This window comes from Streptomyces sp. NPDC126510, from assembly GCF_040302345.1.
GTDB lineage: Bacteria > Actinomycetota > Actinomycetes > Streptomycetales > Streptomycetaceae > Streptomyces.
In genome coordinates this window covers 14,171-29,140 of record NZ_JBEORR010000012.1, presented here as the reverse complement: position 1 = coordinate 29,140, position 14,970 = coordinate 14,171, and the positions used below count along the sequence as shown (strand labels likewise).

Annotated in this window: 11 protein-coding genes and 1 tRNA gene; 7 read left to right on the top strand and 5 right to left on the bottom strand. The window is 72.8% G+C overall.

What is annotated here, in order from left to right; translation table 11 throughout:
• Position 1: 1 nt before the first annotated feature.
• A complete protein-coding gene (locus tag ABTX60_RS18645) occupies positions 2–592 on the top strand; it encodes a hypothetical protein (protein ID WP_352098117.1) in 591 nt (196 codons plus the stop codon).
• A gap of 113 nt (positions 593–705) precedes the next feature.
• On the top strand, positions 706–3,441 hold the full coding sequence (locus tag ABTX60_RS18640; RefSeq protein ID WP_352098116.1) for an exo-rhamnogalacturonan lyase family protein: 2,736 nt from the start codon (positions 706–708) through the stop codon (positions 3,439–3,441).
• Positions 3,442–3,494: 53 nt separating this feature from the next.
• On the opposite strand, the gene ABTX60_RS18635 is transcribed toward ABTX60_RS18640, so the two are convergent.
• The 4 genes from ABTX60_RS18635 to ABTX60_RS18620 all read right to left on the bottom strand — a co-directional run bounded on the left by ABTX60_RS18635 (position 3,495) and on the right by ABTX60_RS18620 (position 9,463).
• Positions 3,495–3,701, bottom strand: coding sequence for a hypothetical protein (locus ABTX60_RS18635; RefSeq protein WP_053668272.1), 207 nt, complete (start codon positions 3,699–3,701; stop codon positions 3,495–3,497).
• Positions 3,702–3,711: 10 nt separating this feature from the next.
• On the bottom strand, positions 3,712–5,031 hold the full coding sequence (locus ABTX60_RS18630; RefSeq protein WP_352098115.1) for a type III PLP-dependent enzyme domain-containing protein: 1,320 nt from the start codon (positions 5,029–5,031) through the stop codon (positions 3,712–3,714).
• A complete protein-coding gene (locus ABTX60_RS18625; RefSeq protein ID WP_352098114.1) occupies positions 5,028–6,941 on the bottom strand; it encodes a helix-turn-helix domain-containing protein in 1,914 nt (637 codons plus the stop codon). Before ABTX60_RS18625 ends, ABTX60_RS18630 begins: the two co-directional genes overlap by 4 nt.
• A 101-nt stretch (positions 6,942–7,042) precedes the next feature.
• The gene (locus ABTX60_RS18620) at positions 7,043–9,463 is read right to left on the bottom strand and encodes an SCO7613 C-terminal domain-containing membrane protein (RefSeq protein ID WP_502992350.1); all 2,421 of its coding nucleotides are present in this window, start codon (positions 9,461–9,463) and stop codon (positions 7,043–7,045) included.
• A 61-nt stretch (positions 9,464–9,524) separates the two neighbouring features.
• Between ABTX60_RS18620 and ABTX60_RS18615 the strand changes: the two genes are divergently transcribed.
• Both ABTX60_RS18615 and ABTX60_RS18610 read left to right on the top strand, forming a co-directional pair.
• A complete protein-coding gene (locus tag ABTX60_RS18615; protein ID WP_352098112.1) occupies positions 9,525–9,971 on the top strand; it encodes an SRPBCC family protein in 447 nt (148 codons plus the stop codon).
• A gap of 39 nt (positions 9,972–10,010) precedes the next feature.
• Positions 10,011–10,082 (top strand) — tRNA-Val (locus tag ABTX60_RS18610).
• 67 nt (positions 10,083–10,149) lie between these two features.
• On the opposite strand, the gene ABTX60_RS18605 is transcribed toward ABTX60_RS18610, so the two are convergent.
• Positions 10,150–10,878 carry a 3'-5' exonuclease gene (locus ABTX60_RS18605; RefSeq protein ID WP_352098111.1) on the bottom strand — a complete coding sequence of 243 codons (729 nt, stop codon included), beginning with the start codon at positions 10,876–10,878 and terminating at the stop codon, positions 10,150–10,152.
• 169 nt (positions 10,879–11,047) lie between these two features.
• Here ABTX60_RS18605 and ABTX60_RS18600 point away from each other — a divergent pair, with 169 nt between their 5' ends.
• The 3 genes from ABTX60_RS18600 to thrS all read left to right on the top strand — a co-directional run bounded on the left by ABTX60_RS18600 (position 11,048) and on the right by thrS (position 14,960).
• A complete protein-coding gene (locus ABTX60_RS18600) occupies positions 11,048–11,614 on the top strand; it encodes a DUF4365 domain-containing protein (RefSeq protein WP_053668277.1) in 567 nt (188 codons plus the stop codon).
• Positions 11,611–12,837: a hypothetical protein gene (locus tag ABTX60_RS18595; protein WP_352098110.1), complete on the top strand. Its 1,227-nt coding sequence runs from the start codon at positions 11,611–11,613 to the stop codon at positions 12,835–12,837. The genes ABTX60_RS18600 and ABTX60_RS18595 overlap by 4 nt, the downstream gene beginning before the upstream one ends.
• A gap of 146 nt (positions 12,838–12,983) precedes the next feature.
• Positions 12,984–14,960 (top strand): threonine--tRNA ligase, encoded by a 1,977-nt coding sequence (gene thrS, locus ABTX60_RS18590; protein WP_352098109.1) that lies wholly within the window; start codon positions 12,984–12,986, stop codon positions 14,958–14,960.
• Positions 14,961–14,970 lie beyond the last annotated feature (10 nt).

Here is a 14,970-nt window from a genome sequence, read left to right as displayed (position 1 = left end):
CATGGCCGGGACACGGGTGAAGGCACGGGGGGAGTCGGCACTGGCCGAGCGTTTCGCGGTGTTCGCGGAGTGCCTGCTGACCGGTGTGTGGATCGCGGTGGCCTCCCTGGGGGTGGTCACCTATCCCGCCGCGTTCGCCGCCGGGGCGCGGCATCTGCGGCGCCGTACCGCTCATGAGGGCGGTGGCTGGCGGGAGTTCGCCGCCGACTTCCGCACGGCCCTGCGCGGCGGGTGGCTCGCCGGGCTCGCCGGGTGGGCGGCGGTGGCCGCGGTCTGGGTGGACGTGCAGGCGGCCCGGGCGGGGATTCCCGGCGGGCCGCTCGTCGGAGCCGTCGGAGTCGTCGCGCTGATCGGGCTCGTCGTGGCCGGCCTGCGGGCGGCGGCGGTCTGGGCGCCGGGAGCGCGCTGGCGGACGCTGCTGGCCGGGGCCGGGCGGCGCACGGTGCTCGACCCGGCCGGGTCCTTCCTGATCGTCGGCGGGCTGGCCGTGGTGGCCGTGTCCGCCTGGTTCGCCGCGCCGCTGGCGGTCGCCGTCCTCGGGGCCGTGGCGGCGGCCGCCGTCGCAGTGGAGGAGCGGTACCCGCACCGCTGAACGGCGGCCTCCCCCCCTCTCCAGGCCGGCCGGCACGCCGCGCCTCTCTCTGTCATGCCTCTGACCAGCGCACGGAACTGCTTCCCGCACGGACAAGGAAAGGCATCATCGCCATGTCTCCCATCCCCCGCAGGTCCCTCCTCAAGGCAGCCGCCGTCACCGGAGCCGCCGCTCAGTTCAGCTGGGCGCTGGGAGCCCAGCACGCCCAGGCCGCGCCCGGAGCCGAACCCGCCGACGCGGACCCGGTGACCCTGGACTGGCTGGAGGACGGCGGTCTCGGTGCCGCTCCGGGTTCCACCGTCGGTGTGCCCTGGCCGAAGGGCGCGTACCAGAAGGACCAGACCTTCGCGCTGACGGACGCCGGCGGCAAGGCCGTACCCGTGCAGTCCTGGCCGATCGCCTACTGGCCCGACGGCTCCCTGAAATGGACCGCGCACGCGGTCGCCTCGGGCGACGGCAAGCTCACCCTCGCCGCCGGGACGCCCGGCGCACCGGAGAAGAAGGTCACCGTCCAGAAGCGCGGCGGCACCATCGACATCTCCACCGGCGTCATCACCGCCAGGATCGGCACGTCCGGCTCCACCCTCGTCAAGTCCGTCACCCGGGGCTCCACGGAGATCGCCAAGAACGGCCGGCTCGTGCTGATCCGCCAGCCCGAGATCGAGGACGAGGACCAGGGCGCGGTCAGGACCGAGCGCTTCGACGGCACCATCTCCAAGGTCGAGGTCGAACAGGCCGGCCCGGTCCGCGCGGTCGTCCGCATCGACGGCAAGCACCGCAAGGGCGGCCGCGGCTGGCTGCCGTTCTCGATCAGGCTCTACTTCTACGCGGGCGCCGACTCCTTCCGCATGGTGCACACCATCACCTACGACGGCACGCAGGAGCCGGGCAAGGCCAGTGGTGACTTCATCCGCGGCCTCGGAGTCCGCTTCACCGTGCCGATGCGGGACGAGGCGTACGACCGCCACATCCGGATCGGCGGCGACGGCACCGGACTGCTGCGCGAAGCCGTCAAGGGCATCACCGGACTGCGCCGGGACCCGGGCGCGGCCGTGCAGTCGGCCCAGTTCGAAGGCAGGAAGCTGCCCGACCCCGCCACCTGGGACCAGCGGGTCACGACCCGCCTGCAGTACATCCCCGAGTGGGGCGACTACACCCTCTCCCAGCTGTCCGCCGACGGCTTCACGCTGCGCAAGCGCACCAAGAAGGGGCACGGCTGGGTCGGCGCGGGTGGTGGCCGGCGCGCGTCCGGCTTCGGCTATGTGGGCGGGGCGAGCGGCGGGTTCTCCTTCGGACTGCGCGACTTCTGGGAGAAGTTCCCCGCCCAGCTCGACATCCGGGACGCCCACACCGACGAGGCCGAGGTGACCCTCTGGCTCTGGTCGCCCGAGGCGCAGCCCATGGACCTGCGCTTCTACCACGACGGCATGGGCCAGGACACCTACCCCGAACAGCTCGAAGGCCTCAACATCACCTATGAGGACTACGAGCCGGAGTTCGGCACCCCGTACGGCATCGCCCGCACCTCCGAACTCCTCTTCTGGGCCAACGACTCGACCCCGGGCCCCGACCGGCTCGCCGAGCAGGTCGAGGCCGTCCGCGTGCTGCCGCAACTGGCCGCCCCGCCCGGCCAGCTCATCAAGGCCAAGGTCTTCGGACCGGGCCTGTACTCCGAGCCCGACCGCTCCACCCCCGCCAAGGCGAAGATCGAGGACCACCTGGACTTCCTCTTCACCTACTACAAGGACCAGGTGGAGCAGCGCCGCTGGTACGGCTTCTGGGACTACGGCGACATCATGCACACCTACGACACCTTCCGGCACCAGTGGCGGTACGACATCGGCGGCTACGCCTGGGACAACTCCGAACTGTCGCCGGACCTGTGGCTCTGGTTCGCCTACCTGCGCTCCGGCCGCGCCGACATCTTCCGCTTCGCGGAGGCGATGACCCGGCACACCGGCGAGGTCGACGTCTACCACCTGGGCAAATGGGCGGGCCTGGGCACCCGGCACGGCGTGCAGCACTTCGCCGACAGCGCCAAGCAGCAGCGCATCGCCAACACCACCTACCGGCGCTACTACTACTTCCTCACGGCGGACGAGCGGGTCGGCGACCTCATGCACGCCAACGTCGACTCCGACGAGACGTTCCTCGTCCTCGACCCCATCCGCAAGATCCGCACCGAGCCCTACACACCCGACCGGCACGCCCTGTCGATCGGCTTCGGCACGGACTGGAGCGGCCTGGTGTCGGCCTGGCTGACGGAGTGGGAGCGCAAGGGCCCCAAGTGGGAGAAGGCCAAGGCCCGCGTGCTGTCCACCATGGAGACCATCGCCGCCCAGCCCAACGGCTTCGTCCAGGGCACCGGGCTCTACGACCTGGACACCGGCAGGTTCGCCGTCGCGGACAAGCCCGTGGTGAGCGTCTCCCACCTGTCGGCCGTGTTCGGCCTCAACGAGTTGTGCGCCGAACTCATCGACCTCGTCGACATGCCGGAGTTCAACGAGGCGTACTTCGACTACTGCCGTCACTTCAACGCCACCAAGGCCGAGCAGAAGGCCCGCTACGGCTCGGACTTCGGCAGCCTGCTGCTGTTCCAGGGCCACTCGCGCCTCGATGCCTACGCGGCCGTCAAGACCGGGGACGAGAAGCTCGCCAAGCGGGCCTGGGAGAAGTTCTACAACTCCGACGGCTACAAGGAGTCGGCACCCTGGCGGACGGAGAAGCTGAGCGGCCCGGCCGCGCTGGTGCCGGGCAGCGAGGCCACCTGGGTGTCCACGAACGACACCGCGCTGTACGGTCTCGCCGCCATCGAGAACCTGGCGCTGCTCGGCGACCGGATGCCGTAGCGGGCACGGACACGGGCGGGTTCCCGGGGCGGCGCCCCCTGGAACCCGCCCGACTAGTCGATGATCTGGTGGAAGAACAGCACGGCCGGAGCCGTCACCCCGCCGCCGACGCTCACCGCGACGGGCCATGTGTTGCCGGCCAGTGCCGACAGGACGGTGGCACCGATGCCGACCAGGGCCGCGAGCAGGAAGACGATGGCGGCGCGCTGGGTGAGGAGCGGCCCGTCCCGGCCGGTGCGCCGACGGTTGGCCTGTGCCACCGAGTGCTCCCTACCTCACTCCGACAGCGGGCTCGAGCACGGGTACGTCCCAAGGGTCCTGCGCGGGACGCAGCAGTTCGAAGCGGACGCCGTCGCCGGCACCGCCCGTCCGGATCCCGTACACGGCGGGTTCGGGCAGGCTGTTGTAGTGGAACGGCGTCGAGAAGTAGTAGGCGCCGGTGTCCGGGACGGTGACGATGTCACCGGGTTCCAGGAGGGGCAGAGCGCGGTCGCGGGCCAACAGGTCCCCGGCGAAGCAAGCGGGACCCGCGATGTCCTGGCGGACCGGTCCGCCCCGCTTGGCCCTGCCGCTCGCGTCGTGCGCCTCGATCCGCAGCGGCCAGGCGTCGGGGTTGAACACCGTCCGGGTGGCCACCTGCACACCGGCGTGGGTGACCGCGATCGGCCGGCCGCCCATGCTCTTCGTGTACTCGACGTACGCGGCGGTGAACCCGTTCTTGGCGAGGACGGACCGCCCGAACTCGGTGACGATCTCGTACCCGCCGGAGAACAGGGCGGGCGCCTGGGCGCGCAGCTGCCCTACGTAGGTGTCGAACGTCGGCGTGGTCTCGTCGTCGGCGAAGTTCACGGGGAGTCCGCCGCCGATGTCGACGCCGACGACCTGGCGCCGCCCGAGCGAGGCGTTGACCTCCTCGGCGAACGCCACGGCCCGCCCGACCCCGCCGGCCATGAGGTCGAGCGGGCAGCCCTGCGAACCGGCGTGCGTGTGCACCCAGGTCAGCCACGGGTGGTCGTGGTAGGCGCGCAGCAACCGCTGCCGGCTTCCCGGATCCGCCAGGGGGACACCGAACTTCGACGTGCTGGTCGCCGTGCTCATCGCGGCGATGCTGCCGCCGCCGAGCTGGGAGTTGACGCGCACCCCGATCCGCGAGACCGGGGCGCGGCCGTCCAGCGCCCGGTCGATCCTCGCCAGTTCCTGGTAGTTGTCCGCGTTGACGGTCACACCCAGGCCGAGGGCGTGCCGCAGTTCGCCCTCCGTCTTGGCGGGGGAGTCGAAGACGATCCGGTCCGGTGCGAACCCGGCTGCCAGCGCGCGGGCCAGCTCACCCGCGGTGGCCACCTCGCAGCCCATGCCCAGCCGCCTCAGCTCCGCCAGCACCGGCACCAGGCAGTTCGCCTTCGCGGCGAACGCGTGCAGCACAGGCGGCGAGGAGGGAAAGGCGCGATGCAGCGACTCGACCGTTGCGGCGACGCCGTCGAGGTCGACGAAGGCGGCCAGCTGGGACCGCTCGGCGTCCAGCAGTCCCTGCCGCACCGCTTCCCGCAGGATCCGTTCGCGCCGCTCGGCGGCGGGGGTCAGTCCGGTCATGGTGAGCCTTCCGGTTCGTCCACGCTGCCCGGGACCGCCCCGGGTGGAACACCAGGCTGCGGTCCGCACCGGCACCGCGTCTTCGTCGAGTCGTCAAAGAAGGAGGCTTCACCGACGGCCTTCGGACGCAACAACTCCGCCAGCGCGCACAGGAGTTGTGCGATACGACAAGACGGAGGCCCTTCGATGGTGACCCCGGCCGAACGGCGGACGGCACGCGTGCGGTCGCGCCTCCGCTGCCGGTCACTCGGCTTGGTGTGCCTCAGGCCTCCCCGCCCAGACGCAACTGCAGGTGGGCGAGCAGCCGGGCAATCGGGACTCTCCAGGTCCAGTCCTGACACCTGCCTGATCCTGCGCAACCGGTAGCGCAGGCTGTTGGAGTGCACGCCCAGCGCGCGCGAGGCGGCGGACACGTCGCCGAAGTGGTCGAGGTAGGCGCGCAGGGTCTCCACCAGGCAACTGCCGCCGTGATCGGCGTCGAACTCCCTCAGCCGGGCCACCGAGGTCCGCGCGGGCAGCGTCAACCCGCGCAGGGCCTCGACGACCTGGAGAATGCCCACGGTGTCCGCGACGTCCGCGCTCCGCGCGACGGCGTGCGGCCCGGCGGCCGCGACGAGCGCCCGCAGGGCCTGTTCGGCCGACCGGCGGGATGCGGACGCCCCGGCCAGGCCCGGAACCACGTCGCCGAGCCCCACCTTCACCGTCGAGCCGATCGTCGCCGACAGCTGATCGGCCAGTGCGTTCCCGAGCCGCCCGACCTGGCCGTCGGCCCGCTCGGGGTCGCGTTGCAGACCGCTCAGCAGCACCAGGGCCCCACCGCCCGCCGGGACCACCACGACTCGGTGTCCGAGGGCCGCGCAGTGCAGGGCCAGCAGGCCGGACAGCCCGGACGGGCCATCGTCCGACGGGTGGCCGGACCCGACGCCCACCGCCAGGACGGCACAGGGCTCCCGGGGCGGCAGCGAGGCGCGTTCCGCGAGCACCTCGACGGATCCGCGGTCCTCCAGCAGCGCCCGGGCCGCATCCTCCACCAGCCGGCCGTCCGAACGGTGGGTGCGGTGATGGAGCAGGTGCGCGGCGGCGGTCCGGGCCGCCGCGCGCAGCGTTTGTGCGGCGTCCGGTGACAGCGGGCGGCCGGCCACCGCCGCCACCCAGATGGACCCGAGCGCCTCTCCGCCCGCCCGCACGGCGCCCACCAGACGTTCAGGGTCCTGCCCGTGGGCGGGCCGGTGCAGCACATCGCCCGCACCCCACAGTGCCTGGAAGAACCCCGCTTCCCGCATGGCCGCCACCCGCCAGGGCGGCACACGACGGCCGAGGATGGTCAGCCGGCGCATCTCGTCCACGTTCTCCTCGGTGGACGAGTACGCCAGCACCCGCGACTCCGTGTCCTCGATCGTCACCGAGCCTCCCACCAGGGCGGCCACCGCATCGGCCAGTGAGTCCAGATCGCCCAGGGGTACGCCGCTGGTGGCGGGCACCGGGGGAGCGCCCGCCGCGGCCAGCCCGGCCCTGAGCACCCCCACGAGTTGCGCCCAGGTGCACCAGGCGGTGCGGAAGAGCAGCGCCGTGCCGCCTTCCTCCGCGGCCGCCTGCAACGCCCGTGCGGCGGGATCGGGCCGGCCCGGGCCGAACACCACACCCGTCGCACCGGCCTCACCGGCCCGGCGCACCACATCGGCCGCATGGGCGGATCCCGGGTCGACGCCGACCGCGAGCAGTAACTCCCGCGGTCTGATGGCCGGTTCCAGGGCGTCCAGCACATGGACGCCGGTGACCTGCGTCCGCAGTCCCGCCGGGGCCGTGTGCAACTCCACGGCTCCCGCCCCCACCACCGAGAGCAGGCGCTCCAGCGTCCCCTGCTCCCCGGCGCCCGTGCCCCCGCCCGCCGATTCCCCCGGACCCGTCATGATGCCCCCCGTCCACGCCGAGCGTGCCGCTGTCGCGGCGGCCGAGCGGAGAACGTATGACATCACGGGACTTGTCCGCAGTCGAGACGGCCTCGGGGCTCTCAGTCCATCCTTCCCAGGACCTCCCGCACCCGCCGGACGTCCCGGATCCGCTGCTCGTACGTCGCCCCGAGGGCGAGCAGCAGGAGGCCGGCGAGGGCGGGGGGCGCCCAGCGGGGGAGGGCTCCCGTCACCTGCACGACGTACGGGGCGAGTTCGTGCAGGGTGACCAGGCTCAGCACCGAGCCGCCGAGCACCAGCGGTGCCCGCAGGTGGTGCCGGGCGCCCAGCAGGGTCACCAGCAGCGCCGCGGCGCCCAGCAGCAGCGGCCGTGTCCACTGCGGGTCGGTCCAGGCCGCGACCAGGCTCGGCAGGAGGGTCGCGGCGAGCCCGGGGCCGTACGCCGTCCAGGAGGAGACCCGCGGGTCGCGGCGCCGGCGCAGCGCTCCGACCAGCAGCGCCGGGACGGTCACCGGGAGGGTGTAGGCCTCGGGCGTGCCGACGTCCCAGGCGGCCAGCCGGACCCAGGCGGCCAGCACGAACAGGGCCGTGGCCGCGTAGCCGACGGGACGGCGCTCGGGACGCAGGGCCGTGCCCGCGGCGATCACCCCGCACAGGGCCAGCACCAGCGCGAGCATCGGCGGGTCGGTGACGGCCAGCGCCACGGCGAACAGACCGACGGCGGCTCCCACGGCCTCGACGGGCACCGTCGCCCGCGACACACCGAGACGTGCCGCCAGCGCAGCGGCGGCAGCCGCAACCGCGAGGACCAGCAGGGCGGTTCGGGCCGCCGGCCAGTCCGCCGCGGCACCCGAGGCCGAAGCCAGCGCGGCGGCGTGCACGAGAGCCGCCGGAGCGGTGAAGGGGGAGACGTCCGCCCGCCACGAGGCCGCGGCGAACAGCGCCGTCAGCACGGACAGCACGGCGAGGGTCGCGGACTGGGAGGCGAGGGCGACCAGGGTGAGACCGGCGGCCGTGACCAGGGCGAGGACGAGAGCCGTGACCTGCGCGGCCGACGCCGCGAGCCGGCACGCGGACAGCGCGGCCGCCGTCATGACGCCCAGAACCAGCATGCCGAACACATACGGGATCTCGAGGATCGCCGGAAGGATCAGCGCCGTGGCCCACAGGAGGCCGAGAGCGCCGAGCCGGGCCCGTGAACGCCACACCCCCGCGCGGACCGCCAGGGCGAGCACGGCGGCGACGGCCACCAGCACCATCGGAGCAACGGCCGCGTGCGGCGGCCAGGGCGCGTCGACGACCACCGCCGCACGGGCGTCCGACGGCGCCCCGCTCCACACCCGGCCCAGCCATCCGGCCGGGCCCAGCAGCACCACGGCCACGACGGGCAGCGTCCACAGCACGGCCAGCGTCTGCACGGCGCCGGAGGCCCAGGCCAGACCCTGCCGCATCGCGTCCGGCAGCCGTTCGACCCGTACCGCCGCCAACAGGGCGATGGCGACGACCAGGTGGGCCGGAACCGCCCACTGCGACGGCAGTCCGGAACGCGCCACCCCGCCGAGCGCCCCCACGACGAGCAGCCCGGACGTGATCGCGAGGCCGAGGGCGTGCCCGACGCCCGGCCCTCGCCGGGCCGAACCCGCGGCGATCGCCGCGGCGAGCAGGAGCAGCGCCCCGGCGCGGGAAGCGTCCCCCGGGCCCTCGGCCGTGAGGGACAGCCAGCCGGCACCCAGCACGCCCCAGCCGCCCACACCGTACGCACCCACGACGGCGGTGACCCGTACCGCTCCGGCCGGCAGCCGCACCACGGCGACCGCGTCGAGCCCGGCCGTCACCAGCAGCGCGGCCGTGATCGGGTACGGACCCGCGTCGGCGGCCAGGGCCCCCAGCAGCGGCGGGAACTGGGCCGCCGCCAGGGCGCAGGGCAGGGGCAGGCGCAGCGCGGACATGGCCGGCAGCAGGCCGTACGCCGTCCAGGTCGCCGCCAGCACCGCCGTCGCGGCGGCCGCGTACCCGGTCCCGTCCGTCCCGGAAAGGGCCGCCGCGTGCAGCGCGTAGGCGTCCAGGAGGGTCAGGGCGAGCCCGAGGCCCGCCACGGACTCGGCCGTCGACCGCAGCCCCCGCTTCAGCAGGACCACGGGCGCGGCGAGCGTGGCCAGCGTGACCGCGCCGAGCACCAGGGCCCGCCCGGCGATCCCCATGTGCCCCCAGCTGACCAGCGTGAACACCGCCGCCGCGAGCGTGAGCAGGACACCGCCGAGGACCAGCAGTACGTTCTGCACGCTGGGCGCGGCGGTCTCGGGGCGCGGCGGTGGCGGGTGCGGCGCCCGTATCCGGGCCTGGGCCGGCGACGCCTGCCGAGTCCGGTGCAGGGCCGCGACCAGCCAGGCGCGACGGGCCAGCAACTGGGCGCGGCGGGCGTCCAGTTGCCGCAGTTCGGCATCGAGGAGCCGCAACTCCTCGGCCGGGGGCGGAAGGTGGGTCATGCCTCGCAGTGTGGTCCGCGTCACCTCGCACGGCATGAGTGCGGGTACTCAGGCCCCTACTCAGACAGTCCGTGCCGCGAGTGGGCAGACTGACGGAATGGACTGGAACCATTACCGCTTCCGCAGTCTGTGGACCCTGCCGGTGCCCCCGGCCACCGTGTACGGCGTGCTGGAACGCCCCGAGGACTACCCGCGCTGGTGGCGCCAAGTCCGGGAGGTGACCCGGCTCGACGACACCACCGGAGTGATCCGCATCCGCTCCGTCCTGCCGTACGACATCACCCTCACGGCGCGGGAGGTGCGGCGCGACCCCGCGGCCGGCGTGCTGGAGACCGCCCTGTCCGGGGACATCGAGGGCTGGGCGCGCTGGACCGTCACACCGCGCGGGGCGGGCAGTCTCGCGCGGTACGACCAGGTCGTCAGCGTGCACAAGCCGCTGCTGCGGCGCCTCGCCGTACCGGGACGGCCCCTCTTCCGCGCCAATCACGCGCTGATGATGCGGTCCGGGCGGCGTGGACTGCTCGGGCACCTGCGAGCGGTTTGAAGGAAGAGTGCCGGGACCTGTATGGTTCAGTGCGTTCCCGGGCGATTAGCTCAGTGGGAGAGCGCTTCGTTCACACCGAAGAGGTCACTGGTTCGAACCCAGTATCGCCCACCGGAAACAGCCGGTCCGTCACAGACGGACCGGTTTTTTCATGCCCTCGGGTTTCTGCGGCGGGTTCTCAGGCAGCCGCCGGCAGGTCCGGACGCAGCGGCCAGGCCGGGTCGACGACCTCGTCCACACCGCTGCGCGCGAACCACGCCTGCAGGCCCCGCGCCTGCGCCGCGTGCCACACCGCCTGCAGGGTGTGCAGCTCACCCGGTGCGAGACGCTCCAGCCGGGACGCGAACCGGCGGCCCACCGCCCGGGTGACCTCCAGCGCCGCCACGGCGTCGGCCGCCGCGTCGTGCGCGCCCTCCAGCGCCACGCCGTAGTGCGCGCACAGGTCGGTCAGGGTGCGGCGGCCCTTGCGGTAGCGGTCCAGGTGCTTGTCCAGGACCCGCGGATCCAGCACGGACAGCGGCGCCGACTCGAACCAGCGCCCGAGCGCCGAGGCGCGGTGGCGGCGCAACTCCCGGTCGAGCAGGGTGAGATCGAACGGCGCGTTCATCACCACGACCGGGCGCCCGGCGTGCGCCTGCTCGGCCAGTGCCTGCGCTATCTCGTACATCACCGGCGCCGGCCACCGGCCGTTGCGCTGCAGGTGCTCCTCCGTCAGTCCGTGCACCTCCGTCGCCCCGGCGGGCACCGGCACCCCCGGGTTCACGAGCCAGCGGCTCACCCGCGGCCGGATGCCCGGCGCATCCTGGACCACGACGGCGGCCGACACGATCCGGTCGGTCTCGACGTCCACGCCCGTCGTCTCCGTGTCGAAGGCGGCCAGCGGCCCCTCATACCAGCACGTCGTCATCGCCCCACAACCCCTCGTTCACCTTCGGCAGTTGACGCACCGTCCGCTGCCCGATCCGGTGATACCCGGGCTGTTTGCGCCGTACGCCGGAAGGAGACAACAGGAGTACGGGTCGTTGCAGTTCAGCGGCCCGCAACGGGGAAACACTTGTTCTGGAAGGCTGTTGGCCATGGCCATTGCGCAGCCCGAACGGGGCGGGCTGCTGCCCGAGCGCACGGCTCCCTCCCGCGGCACTCTCGCCACCACCGCCTGCATGGAGACACTGCAGGTCGGCTATCTGCACGCCGTCGCGGCGGCCGCCGGCTGCTCGCTGTCCCAGCCCTTTCCCGACAACGGCATCGACTGGCACGTCAGCCACAGCGCCCCCGGGCACACGGTCGACGACGAGGTCACCATCAAGGTGCAGCTCAAGGCCACCTACCAGGTGCCGCCCAACCCGCCCGGCCGCACGTTCTCCTTCACCCTCGACAACGACCACCTGGCGAAGCTCGCCCGCACACCCGTGTCGGTGCACAAGATCCTCGTGGTGATGCTGGTGCCGCGCTCCCAGGACGACTGGCTGCGCGCCGGCCACGACCGGCTGGACCTGAGGCACTGCTGCTACTGGACCAATCTCGCCGGACAGCCGATCACCGGCCGCCGCCGCACCACCGTGCGGATACCGACCTCACGCATCTTCGACGACCGGGCCCTGTGCGAGATCATGACGCGGGTCGGGACGGGAGGGAAACCGTGACGCACCGCCCGACCGAGGAGCCACTGAGGCAGGTCCGGCCGCACCCCGCCGACACCACCTGGAGCGGCGCACCGCCCGAGCCGCCCGAGCCCGCCGGCACCGACCCGGCCGTGCTGGGCGCCCTGCTGCGTCGGCACGGCTGGCAGCGGCGCGGCGGCGCCCCCGGACGCTACGGCCGCTGGACCCCGCCCGGCCCCGGCGCCGGCGGCACCAGCCTCCTGGTGCCGGAGAGCCGCGCCTTCCCCGACAGCGACGAGCTGCTCGGCGAGGCCCTGCTCGCCCTGTCCCGCAGCGGCTCGCCGTCCGCCCGCGAGGTCCTCGTCTCCCTCGCCGTGCCCAGCGACGAGATCCGCTGGTGGCACGACGTCCCCGCCGGGCCCGCCGGAGCTGCGTCCTGGACCGCCGAGGACCGGTTGCGCGGCGCCGCCCGCCGGATGCTGCTCGCAGCGGCCCTCGCCACCCGCGCCCGGGCCGGCTACCACGGCGCCCGTCACCGTCGCTCCGCCGCCGCGGCCCTGGAGAACGTCCTCGTCGGCTCCGCCACCGACGGCCGGCTCACCGCCTTCGTGCCGGTCGCAGGCGGCCGCCCCCTGGCCGTACGCCTCCACCAGGCGCTGTTCGCCGCCCGGGAGGCCGTCGACTACCAGCGGGCCACCGGCGGAATGGACGGCTTCGACACCGCCGTCGAGGCCGGGGTGAGCCACGAGCTCACCGAGGCCCTGGTGTCCCTCGTCCGGGGCACGGAGGGCGCCCGGATCGCCGTCGAGTGGGCCCCGGCGGCCGGCGTGCCCGAGGGGTGCGCGCCCTCCGCCGAGCCCGTCGAGTTCTCGCCCGGCGACCTGGCCGTGCTGCGCGAGGCGGGCGCCCGCTATCTGCGTGCGGAACCCGCCGTGCCGGTGCGGATCACGGGAGCGGTGGTACGGCTGCGCCGGGCCGGGCCGCGCGGCGAGGGCACCGTACGGCTGCGCGTGCTGGCCGGGGCCGACGTGCCGAACGTCCGGATCACCCTCGACGAGGACGCGTACCGGATCGCCGGGCACGCCCATCTCGTGGGACTTCCGGTCCGGGTGCAGGGGCGCCTGGAGAGCCGGGGCGGGTTCCGCCGCCTCACCGGTGCCCATGGCGTCGTCCCCGTCCAGGTCGACGACGCCGAGCGGGACCGCCTGATGAAGGAGCTCCACGAGAACCTCGACTTCTTCGAGGGGGCCTGCGAAGGGGACTGACACGTCCTGCGCCGACGGACTGCCCGAGGCCTGCGGAGGGGGCCGCCGGGACTGATTTCGCGTCGGGCGGTCCCGGGTCGGTACGATCCTTATTCGTGCGCGCGCTCGGGTATGGCGCCGCAGCCCCCTTCAGTCAGGAGAGACCGGTGTCAGACGTCCGTGTGATCATCCAGCGCGATTCCGAGCGGGAAGAACGCGTGGTGACGACGGGCACTACGGCCGCCGAGCTCTTCGCCGGCGAGCGCTCGATCATCGCCGCGCGCGTGGCCGGCGAGCTCAAGGACCTGTCGTACGCCCTGTCCGAGGGCGACGAGGTCGAGGGCGTCGAGATCTCCTCCGAGGACGGCCTCAACATCCTGCGCCACTCCACCGCGCACGTCATGGCACAGGCCGTGCAGGAGCTCCACCCCGAGGCCAAGCTCGGCATCGGCCCGCCCGTCAAGGACGGCTTCTACTACGACTTCGACGTCGAGAAGCCGTTCACGCCCGAGGATCTCAAGGCCATCGAGAAGAAGATGCAGGAGATCCAGAAGCGGGGGCAGCGTTTCTCCCGCCGCGTGGTGACCGACGAGGCCGCCCGCGAGGAGCTGGCCGACGAGCCCTACAAGCTGGAGCTGATCGGCCTCAAGGGCTCCGCCTCCTCCGACGACGGCGCGGACGTCGAGGTGGGCGCCGGTGAGCTGACGATCTACGACAACCTGGACGCCAAGACCGGCGACCTGTGCTGGAAGGACCTCTGCCGGGGCCCCCACCTGCCGTCGACCCGGGCCATCCCGGCGTTCAAACTGATGCGCAACGCGGCCGCCTACTGGCGCGGCAGCGAGAAGAACCCCATGCTCCAGCGCATCTACGGCACCGCCTGGCCCACCAAGGACGAGCTGAAGGCGCACCTGGAGTTCCTCGCCGAGGCCGAGAAGCGCGACCACCGCAAGCTGGGCAACGAGCTGGACCTGTTCTCCGTCCCCGAGCAGATCGGCTCCGGCCTGGCCGTCTTCCACCCCAAGGGCGGCATCATCCGCCGGGTCATGGAGGACTACTCGCGCCGCCGCCACGAGGAGGAGGGCTACGAGTTCGTCTACACCCCGCACGCCACCAAGGGGAAGCTCTTCGAGACCTCGGGCCACCTGGACTGGTACGCCGACGGCATGTACCCGCCCATGCAGCTCGACGAGGGCGTGGACTACTACCTCAAGCCCATGAACTGCCCGATGCACAACCTGATCTTCGACGCGCGCGGGCGTTCCTACCGTGAACTGCCCCTGCGCCTCTTCGAGTTCGGGACCGTGTACCGGTACGAGAAGTCGGGCGTCGTGCACGGCCTGACCCGGGCCCGCGGCTTCACCCAGGACGACGCGCACATCTACTGCACGCGTGAGCAGATGTCCGAGGAGCTGGACTCCACGCTCACCTTCGTCCTGAACCTCCTGCGCGACTACGGCCTGACCGACTTCTACCTGGAGCTGTCCACCAAGGACCCGGAGAAGTTCGTCGGCTCGGACGAGGCCTGGGAAGAGGCCACCGAGACGCTGCGCCAGGTCGCCGAGAAGCAGGGCCTGCCCCTCGTGCCCGACCCGGGCGGCGCCGCCTTCTACGGCCCGAAGATCTCCGTCCAGGCCAAGGACGCCATCGGCCGCACCTGGCAGATGTCGACGATCCAGCTCGACTTCAACCTGCCCGAGCGCTTCGACCTGGAGTACACCTCCGCCGACGGCTCCAAGCAGCGCCCCGTCATGATCCACCGCGCGCTGTTCGGCTCCATCGAGCGGTTCTTCGCGGTGCTCCTGGAGCACTACGCGGGTGCCTTCCCGGCGTGGCTGGCCCCGGTCCAGGCCGTCGGCATCCCGATCGGCGACGCGCACGTGGAGTACCTGGAGAAGTTCGCCGCCGCGGCCAAGAAGAAGGGCCTGCGCGTCGAGGTCGACTCCTCCTCCGACCGCATGCAGAAGAAGATCCGCAACGCCCAGAAGCAGAAGGTGCCCTTCATGGTCATCGCGGGCGACGAGGACATGTCCCACGAGTCCGTGTCCTTCCGCTACCGCGACGGTTCGCAGGAGAACGGCATCCCCTTCGACGAGGCCATCGCGAAGATCCTCAAGGTCGTCGAGGAACGCGCCCAGGTCTGATCACGCGGTA